Here is an 8,390-nt window from a genome sequence, read left to right on the forward strand (position 1 = left end):
CGCCTAGCCTGTCCAGCAAGAAACAGGCCAGGAGGCGATTTTGGCGCTCGGCGCGCGTTTAGAGATGCGGCAAGGCCAGGGGTTGGTGATCACCCCCCAGCTGCAGCAGGCCATCAAGCTGCTGCAGCTCTCCAACATGGAGTTGGAGGCCTATGTGGAAGGCGAACTGGAGCGGAACCCGCTGCTCCAGCGCGACGAACGCGACTCCGAACCCGATGTCGAGGCCGGCCCCCGCGACGCCGAAGACTTCGCCTCCGACCAGATTCCTGAGGGCGCGGCCGAGGCCCATATGGACGTCAGCCATGAGGCCGAGGCCTCGCCGGGCGAACGCAACACCGGCGACTCGGCGGACGGGGCCGGCGAGGCCGGGGGCGCCATCGACTGGTCCCGGGCCGGCAAGGGCGGCTCCTTCGAGGACACCGACGACTTCGAGCAACGCCTGACCCGCGAGAAGACGCTCGCCGAACACCTCAACGACCAGCTGGTGGTCTCCGGCTTCAGCGGCATCGAGTACGCCGCCGCCAGCGTGCTGGTGGATGGGGTCGACGAGGGCGGCTACCTGCGGGTCGACATGGCCGAGACCGCCGAGCGCCTGGGCTGCGACCTCACCTTCCTGGAGGACGTGCTGCGCATGCTGCAGCGCTTCGAGCCCATCGGGGTCTTCGCCCGCGACGTGCGCGAGTGCCTGATGCTGCAGCTCAAGGAGCGCGACCGCTGCGACCCGGCCATGATGGCCCTGCTGGACAATCTGGACCTCTTGGCCCGCCGCGACCTTTCCGCCCTGCGCAAGGCGTGCGGGGTGGACGACGAGGACCTGAAGGACATGATCGCCGAGCTGAAGTCCCTGACGCCCCGGCCGGGCGCGGCCTGCGGCGGCGAGCCCAGCCAGCCGGTGGCCCCCGACGTCTTCGTGCGCGAGGGCCTGGGCGGCCTGTGGCATGTGGAGCTGAACTCCGACACCCTGCCCCGCCTGCTGGTGGACCAGCGCTACCACGCCCGGGTCTCGGCCGGGGCGCGGACCGACCAGGAAAAGGTCTTCGTCGCCGACTGCATGGCCAGCGCCAACTGGCTGGTGAAAAGCCTCGACCAGCGGGCCAAGACCATCCTGAAGGTGGCCTCCGAGATCGTGCGCCAGCAGGACGGCTTCCTGGCCTATGGGGTCGAGCACCTGCGGCCGCTGAACCTGAAGACCGTGGCCGACGCCATCGGCATGCACGAGTCGACGGTCAGCCGGGTCACCTCCAACAAGTACATCGCCACCCCGCGCGGCATGTTCGAGCTGAAGTTCTTCTTCACCTCCGGCATCGCCAATTCCGGTGGCGGCGAGGCCCACTCGTCGGAGAGCGTGCGCCACCGGATCAAGCAGCTGATCGAGACCGAGCGGAACGAGGCCGAGGTCCATTCCGACGACCGGATCGTGGAGATCCTCAAGGAGACCGGGGTCGACATCGCCCGCCGCACGGTCGCCAAGTACCGGGAGGCCATGCGCATCCCCTCCTCCGTCGAGCGCCGCCGGGTGCTGAAGGCCGCCTGCTAGATGTAGGCCGCCTGCTAGATGTAGGGCGCCGCGAGGCCTTCCGCGGCAAGGGTTTCCTGCACCGCCGGCCTGCCCAGGACGCGGGCGGCGTGGGCGCCCAGCGCCGGGATCTCCCGGGCCGGGGAGGGCAGGGTCCGGCCCCAGCGGACCATCATCAGCAGGTAGAGATCGGCCGCCGAGAAGCCGGAGGCCAGCAGCCAGGGCCGGTCGCCGAGCTGGGCGGCGATGGTCTGGAAGTTGGCCGCCAGGCGCTTGCCAGCCGCGGCGTGGGCCGAGGCCTCGCAGGCCGGGTCGGCGACGAACTCGTGGGAATAGAACCAGGCCCGGAACTCGGCCTGGGTGGTGTTGGCCAGGTGGACCATCCACTTGTAGTAGTCGCCCCGGTCGGCGGCCCCCACGGGTGGGGCCAGGCCTGGATGGCGGTCGGCCAGGTGGAGGGCGATGGCGGCGGTCTCGTAGAGGGCCTGGCCGGCCGCCACCAGCACCGGGATGCGGCCATTGGGGTTGAGCTTCAGGTAGTCGGGCGCCGCCTGCTCCTTGGCCTCCCGGTCCACCAGCCGCAGCTGGAAGGGGACCCCCAGCTCGCGGAGCATCATGTGGGGCAGCAGGCTGGCCGTCCCCGGTGAGTAGTGCAGCTCGTACATGTCGGTCTCCGCGGAGGGATCAGGCGGCATATTGCTCGGCGATCTGGACGGCGTTCAAGGCGGCGCCCTTCAGGAGCTGATCCCCAGCCAGGAAAAGGGTCAGGGTGCGGCCACTCGGATCGCTGGCGTCGACACGTAGCCGACCGACCAACACGTCGTCCTGACCGGAGGCCTCGACCGGCATGGGGAAGTGATTGTTTTCGTTGTCGTTCACGATGCGCACCCCCGGCGCCTGGGCCAAGAGGGATTCCGCCACGCTGACCGACATGTGACCCTCGAACTCCACCGTAAGGGCCATGGAGTGGGCGCGCAGCACCGGCACGCGGACGCAGGTGAAGGACACGCGCAGGTCCGGGGCGCCCATGATCTTGCGGATCTCGGCCATGACCTTGCTCTCCTCGCCATTGTACCCGGTGGCCGGGTCGATGGCGGTGTTGTGGCTGAAGACGTTGAAGGCGTAGGGGTGCGGCAGGACCTTGGGCTCGAAGGCCTCCCCGGCCAGATAGGCGGCGGTGGACAGCTCCAGCTCCTCCATGGCCGCCGCCCCGGCGCCCGAGGCCGACTGGTAGGTCGAGCCGATCACCCGGACGATGGGGTTGTGGGCGTGCAGGGGGGCGAGCGCCATCACCGCAATGGCGGCCACGCAGTTGGGATTGGCGACGATGGCGGGGCGGCCGGCCAGGGCGGCGCCGTTCACCTCCGGCACCACCAGGGGGATGTCGGGCGCCATGCGGAAGGCCGAGGAATTGTCCACCACCACGCAGCCCCGGGCCGCGGCGATGGGGGCGAACTCGCGGCTGATGGCGGCGCCGGCCGAGAACAGGGCGATGTCGACCCCGTCGAAGGCCTCGGCCGTCAGGGCCTCGACGGTCACCGGCGCGCCCTTGAACATCAGGGTCCTGCCGGCCGAGCGGGCCGAGGCCAGCAGCTTGAGGCTCGCCACGGGGAAGCTCCGGCGCTCCAGGCAGCCGATCAGCTCGGCCCCGACGGCGCCGGTGGCCCCGACGATGGCGACATTGAACAGGCGCTGGCGGGCGGGGCGTTCGAGATGGACAGACATGGGTCGTTCTCCGGTTTGGGACCGGAGGGCGGGGCTGTCTCAAGTCTGCTGGACCTTCAAGCACCCGACCTTCCGGCGGGGTGCTGGGGGTTGCTACGCGGCGTGCACGCGGCAACCCCCAGGCCCCGAGAGCCTGGTGGTTTTAATGGCGCGTTTAATGACGGCGATCCGCATGCCGCGCCTCCTAGCCGAAAACCGGCGCGGCTGTAAAGCTCGGGACCGAATTCGGCTTCAAGCGTTGTGCTGCCGCCCGCGTCCGGCGATATGAGGCCCCATGCCTGACCGAGAGTTTCCGCGACACCTGAGCCTCTCGGCCCATATCCGCGCGCTCGGCCGCCAATCGGCCGAGACGGTGACCCTGGGCGAGATCATCGACACCTTCGGACGCCGGGCCTTCGGCGCCCTGATGTTCGTCCTGGCCCTGCCCAACCTGCTGCCGCTGCCGCCGGGCTCCACCACCGTCCTGGGGGCGCCCCTGCTGCTGATCTCGCCCCAGATGGTGATCGGCTTCCAGACCCTGTGGCTGCCGCGCTTCATCGACGACCGGCGGATGAGCCGGACCGACCTGGCGCGGGGCTTCGAGAAGCTGCTGCCCTGGCTGGAGCGGATCGAGCAGGTCTCCCGGCCGCGCCTGGTCTTCATGTTCGGACCGGTGGGGGACCGGATGATCGGCCTGGTCTGCACCCTGCTGTCCTTCGTGCTGATCCTGCCCATCCCCCTGGGCAACGTCCTGCCGGCCCTGACCATCGCGGTCCTGGCCTTCTCCATGGTGCAGAGGGACGGCCTGCTGGCCCTGGCCGGCTACGCCCTGGCGGCCATTTCGGGCGGCGTGCTGTTCCTCAGCGCCGGGGTCGTGATGGGCGCCGTACACCATCTCGTGGGGTGGTTCGGAGGCGCTTGACACCATCGGCGGTCAGGCGCGTTGTGAGCTCATGCAAGTCTCGGTTTCCGGCAAGCATGTCGCCGTTGGGGAGGCCCTGCGTGAGCGGGTCACCGACGAAATCACCGGTTCTATCGGCAAGTACTTCGACCGCGGCGGCGCCGCGGATGTGGTCGTCAGCCGAGAGGGCCATTCCTTTAGAGTCGACTGCGCGGTGAAGCTGGCCACGGGCCAGGCGCTGCAGAGTCACGGTCTGGGCTCCGACGCCCACGGCGCCTTCGACCAGGCGCTGTCCAAGATCGAGACCCGGGTCCGACGTTACAAGCGAAGGCTGAAAAGTCATTCCACCGCGGCCAGCGCCAAGGCCGCCGAAACCGCTTCCTACTTCGTGATCCGCGCCCCCGAGGGCGAGGAGGACGAGGCCTGGGACATGGGCGACGAGGGCGAAACGCCGCAGGGCCCCCATGCCCTGCCGGCCGCGATGGTCATCGCCGAAACGGAAAAGGACCTTCGGACCATGACCGTTTCCATGGCGGTGATGGAGCTGGACTTGACGGAATCTCAAACAATCGTCTTTAGGAACGCCGCTCACGGTGGATTGTCCGTGGTGTACCGCCGACCCGACGGGAATATCGGCTGGATCGATCCCGAACGCACCAAATCGCTGAGCGGGAACGGACTGAACGGAACCCACGCCCCGGCGTGACGTTTCGGCCCGGCCCGTGGCGATCTGGTCTTCGCACGGGCCGGTTTCTGTTTGTTTTGGGCGTCACGAACCATGTTGATCGGTGAGATTCTGGAACGCGCGGCCATCGCGCCGCGTGTCAGCGCCCCCAACAAGCGCCAGGTCCTGGCGGTGGTGTCCGAGGTGGCCGCCCGCCAGTTCGGCCTCGACGCCGGGGTGGTGCTGGACGCGCTCGCCGAGCGCGAGCAGGCCGGCTCCACGGGGGTGGGTTACGGCGTCGCCGTGCCGCACGCCCGGCTTGAGGGCCTGCAGCGGATGCGCGCGGTGTTCGTGCGCCTGGACCATCCGGTGGACTTCGATTCCATCGACGACCAGCCGGTGGACCTGATCTTCGCCCTCTTCGCCCCGCCCAACGCCTCGACCGAGCACCTGCGGACCCTGGCCCGGGTGTCGCGCCTGCTGCGCCAGGCCGATCTGCGCGAACAGCTGCGCCAGGCCCGCACGCCGGACGCCATCCACGCGCTCTTGGTGCAGGAAGCAAGGTCGAGCGCGGCCTGACTCCTCGCCCCCTTCTTGGGGGAGAGGATGGGTGAGGGGGCGCGCAGCAGGGCTGCGCGTCTCGGTCTTGGAGGGGTCACGGAAATTCGGAAAGAGCCCTCACCCTACCTCTCCCGCAAGCGGGAGGGGAGGAGGCGACGCTGTCTGAGATACGCCCTCCCCGACCTGGGGAGGGTGGACGAGGCGGAGCCTCGGAGGGTGGGGAATGCCGGCCACACTCCCCCACCCTGATCGCTAATGCGATCTGTCCCTCCCCATAAAAGGGGAGGGAGGAGGTGGCTTAGTGCACCGAGACCGGGGCCAGTTCGTGGGCCAGGGCGGCGGCGACGGCGGCGTTCTTGTCGGTCATCACCGCCAGGCGTTCGCCGTCGGCGCGGTGGACCGCGTAGAGGGTCTGTTCGGGATCGAGCGCGAAGCCCTCGATCTGGGCCGCCGGAGTCGAGGCGAGGATCTCGGAGGCCTTGATGGGCCGGACATAGACGAGATCGGGGGCGCCGAGGGCGGCGAAGGCTTCGGTCGTGAGATCTATCATCGGGTTCGGCGTCATGATGACCACCTCCTTGTAAGGGCAACGCGTGTGACGGTCGCTGGGTTCAGCCGGCCGTCTGGATCGGTATCTTCTTGATGAGCTTGTCGGGCTCGGGGCGGGCGAGGTCGATGTGCAGCAGGCCATGTTCGAGCAGGGCCTTCTCCACCTCCACGCCATCGGCCAGGACGAAGCTTCGGATGAAGCCCCGGGCGGCGATGCCGCGGTGCAGATAGGCGTCCTCGGCCTTGGCGCTATCCTCGCGCTTGCCGGCCACCACCAGCTGGCGGTCCTCCAGGGTCACCTGCAGGGTGTCGGGGGTGAACCCCGCTACCGCCAGGGTGATCCGCAGGCCGCCGCCTGTGCGCTCTTCCACATTGTACGGCGGATAGCTCTCGGCGGCGGCCTTGGCCGCGCGCTCGATGAGGCTGCGCGTGTGCTCGAAGCCGAGCAGGAAAGGTGAGTCGAAGACGATCGACCGGGTCATTTCAGAGTCCTCGCTGTAAGCGACTCTCCGGCTACCGCCCGAGACGTGGCGCGGCCCACCGGATGACTCAGAAGATGGGGCGGGGAAGCGGGGCTTTCAATGGTGGGGCGGCGCGCGCTCGTGACGCCGTTCACGGAGGGCATCTGCGGCACTGAACATTTTCACCGAGGCGAACGCTCAGGATTCGCAGGCCTTCCTGACGATGCGCGGAAGATGCTCGCTCCCGAGAGCAGAAGCGCGCCGGCGACGAAGAGGCCCAGGCAGAGCAGCGTCGGAACGGCCAGGATATCTCGCCACGCCGCGTAATCCGTCCGCGCCAAGCCCAAGATTCCAAGCAGGAGGAGAAGTCCGGCTGCGCCCAAGCATGTCCCGACAAGCTGCGCCCACCCAGACTTTGAATTCGGAAAACCTATCCAGTCCTCCGATCTCCCCCTGAAGGGGCTGCCCCACCAAAGCATGCCCAATCCCCAAAGATGGCAGGCGGAACGGAGCGGAGCATTGGCGACGGTCAAGCCGCCGACGATGAGAACAAGCCCGGTGAGGATGCTCGCGAGCCTTAGCCGCGAAAAGGACGTGGGCTGCACCGGCGCTGGGGAGCCATCGTCAAATAGGCCCACTGCGACGAGCGCAATCTCGCCATCTGAAACGTCCTGGTCGATGGCGTAGACGACCGCCCCTGGAGGATAGATCCAGCTCTCACCTTTCGGTTGGGGACCCATCACCCGGAATGTGTCGCCTCCGAGATGCTCAGCCTGCACAGGTCTCGACGCCAGATCGTCGTGACTTCGCAATGGCATTTGGATCGTGACCATCTCAGGCATGCAGACAGGTTTATCCCGTGGTTTGGCTCAACTTAGCCGACTGTTTCTCGCGCTACGATCCAACTTCGAGCGAGGGCGCCCATTTCCCGCGAGGAGGTGGTGAGGTCGAAGCCGAGAAGTAGGTATCAGGTTCCCGCCGGGTCAGGCCTGCCGCGGCGGGACCACGTCGGCGAACATCGGGTGGGCCTTCCACTCGGGCTCGACGACGGGCTTGTCGGCCTCCGGCGTGTGGACCGAGGGGGCGGTGACCGTCAGGGTCGGGATGTAGCGCGGGCAGTTGGGGAAGATGTCGCGGGGCGTCACCCGGACCAGGAGCTGGGCGCCGGGGAATTCCGCCATCCGCGGGTCGTCGCGCAGGACCTCCGCCGTGCCGTTGACCCGCAGGCGCTGCGGCCGCTCGCCGGTGGACATGAACAGCAGGCCGACCTGCGGATTGGCTGTCAGGTTGCCCAGGCTGCGGAACATGCCGTTGCCGTCGTAGTCGGGGAAGATCAGGGCGTCGGGGGCGACGACACGGGCGAATCCGGCGGACCCGCCCTTGAAGGAGCAGTCGGGCCGGCCCTGGTCGTCGGCGGTGGCCAGGAAGAAGAAGCTCTGCTGGGTGATGAAGGCCGCGTCCCGGTCGGTGAACTGCTCGTGGCGCAGGGTCTCATCGAGCCGGTCGGCCAGGGCGCGGCTGCCGAAGGCGTCCTGCAGGCGCCGCTGGCCCTCGTGATAGGTCGACATGGTTGGCTCTCCTTCGAAGCGGGGAGCTTAGCGTCCCGGGCGCGTTTGCGCCGCCCCCTGCGCACAATCGCCGTCATCCCGGCCGCAGCGAAGCGGAGAGCCGGGACCCAGGGGCCGCGATCAATCCCCCTGGGTCCCGGGTCTCCCCTGCGGGTCGCCCGGGATGACGTGGAGGGGCAGCTTATAGGGCCCTCGACCCCGACCCTGCGCGTTTAGAGCGAGCCGAACATGTTACCCCTAGCGGGTCGGTTCGAGCTTGGTGTTGAGCACCCAGCCGACGTTGTCGTTCTCGTCGGCGACCTCCCACCAGAGACCGTCCTTGTTCCCGGTCGGATAGACCACCGAGCCCGGCGGCAGGGTGCGGACCACGGCGAACTTGGCGTCGGGGCCCTTGCGCAGGTTCAGGGCCGTCTGGGAGGTGAAGGTCTTGGACGGCGCGGCCTGGGCGGCGGGGACGCCGGTGTCC

At 68.4% G+C, this 8,390-nt stretch carries 10 protein-coding genes; 4 read left to right on the plus strand and 6 right to left on the minus strand.

Annotation, left to right across the window (positions count from 1 at the left end):
* Nucleotides 1-40 precede the first annotated feature (40 nt).
* Nucleotides 41-1,537 carry an RNA polymerase factor sigma-54 gene (gene rpoN, locus Q7T09_RS04570; protein WP_304698005.1) on the plus strand — a complete coding sequence of 499 codons (1,497 nt, stop codon included), beginning with the start codon at nt 41-43 and terminating at the stop codon, nt 1,535-1,537.
* A 14-nt stretch (nt 1,538-1,551) separates the two neighbouring features.
* On the opposite strand, the gene Q7T09_RS04575 is transcribed toward rpoN, so the two are convergent.
* Together Q7T09_RS04575 and Q7T09_RS04580 are read right to left on the minus strand one after the other, a co-directional pair.
* Nucleotides 1,552-2,181 (minus strand): glutathione S-transferase family protein, encoded by a 630-nt coding sequence (locus Q7T09_RS04575; protein ID WP_304698007.1) that lies wholly within the window; start codon nt 2,179-2,181, stop codon nt 1,552-1,554.
* A 19-nt stretch (nt 2,182-2,200) separates the two neighbouring features.
* A complete protein-coding gene (locus Q7T09_RS04580; RefSeq protein WP_304698009.1) occupies nt 2,201-3,241 on the minus strand; it encodes an aspartate-semialdehyde dehydrogenase in 1,041 nt (346 codons plus the stop codon).
* A gap of 274 nt (nt 3,242-3,515) precedes the next feature.
* Between Q7T09_RS04580 and Q7T09_RS04585 the strand changes: the two genes are divergently transcribed.
* The 3 genes from Q7T09_RS04585 to ptsN all read left to right on the plus strand — a co-directional run bounded on the left by Q7T09_RS04585 (nt 3,516) and on the right by ptsN (nt 5,364).
* Complete coding sequence (locus Q7T09_RS04585) at nt 3,516-4,142, plus strand: exopolysaccharide biosynthesis protein (RefSeq protein ID WP_304698011.1); 627 nt, start codon at nt 3,516-3,518, stop codon at nt 4,140-4,142.
* A gap of 31 nt (nt 4,143-4,173) precedes the next feature.
* Entirely contained in the window at nt 4,174-4,827 is a 654-nt protein-coding gene (hpf, locus tag Q7T09_RS04590) for a ribosome hibernation-promoting factor, HPF/YfiA family (RefSeq protein WP_304698012.1), read from the plus strand.
* Nucleotides 4,828-4,899: 72 nt separating this feature from the next.
* Nucleotides 4,900-5,364, plus strand: coding sequence for a PTS IIA-like nitrogen regulatory protein PtsN (gene ptsN / locus Q7T09_RS04595; protein ID WP_304698013.1), 465 nt, complete (start codon nt 4,900-4,902; stop codon nt 5,362-5,364).
* Nucleotides 5,365-5,644: 280 nt separating this feature from the next.
* Here ptsN and Q7T09_RS04600 read toward each other — a convergent pair whose 3' ends face one another.
* The 4 genes from Q7T09_RS04600 to Q7T09_RS04615 all read right to left on the minus strand — a co-directional run.
* Complete coding sequence (locus Q7T09_RS04600) at nt 5,645-5,911, minus strand: DUF1150 family protein (RefSeq protein ID WP_304698014.1); 267 nt, start codon at nt 5,909-5,911, stop codon at nt 5,645-5,647.
* Nucleotides 5,912-5,957: 46 nt separating this feature from the next.
* Entirely contained in the window at nt 5,958-6,377 is a 420-nt protein-coding gene (locus tag Q7T09_RS04605) for an Hsp20 family protein (RefSeq protein ID WP_304698015.1), read from the minus strand.
* 962 nt (nt 6,378-7,339) lie between these two features.
* Nucleotides 7,340-7,924: a pyridoxamine 5'-phosphate oxidase family protein gene (locus tag Q7T09_RS04610; RefSeq protein ID WP_304698016.1), complete on the minus strand. Its 585-nt coding sequence runs from the start codon at nt 7,922-7,924 to the stop codon at nt 7,340-7,342.
* A 237-nt stretch (nt 7,925-8,161) separates the two neighbouring features.
* A partial coding sequence (locus Q7T09_RS04615) for an SH3 domain-containing protein (RefSeq protein WP_304698018.1) occupies nt 8,162-8,390 on the minus strand: 229 nt, incomplete at its 5' end.

The organism is Phenylobacterium sp. (assembly GCF_030645195.1).
Lineage (GTDB): Bacteria > Pseudomonadota > Alphaproteobacteria > Caulobacterales > Caulobacteraceae > Phenylobacterium.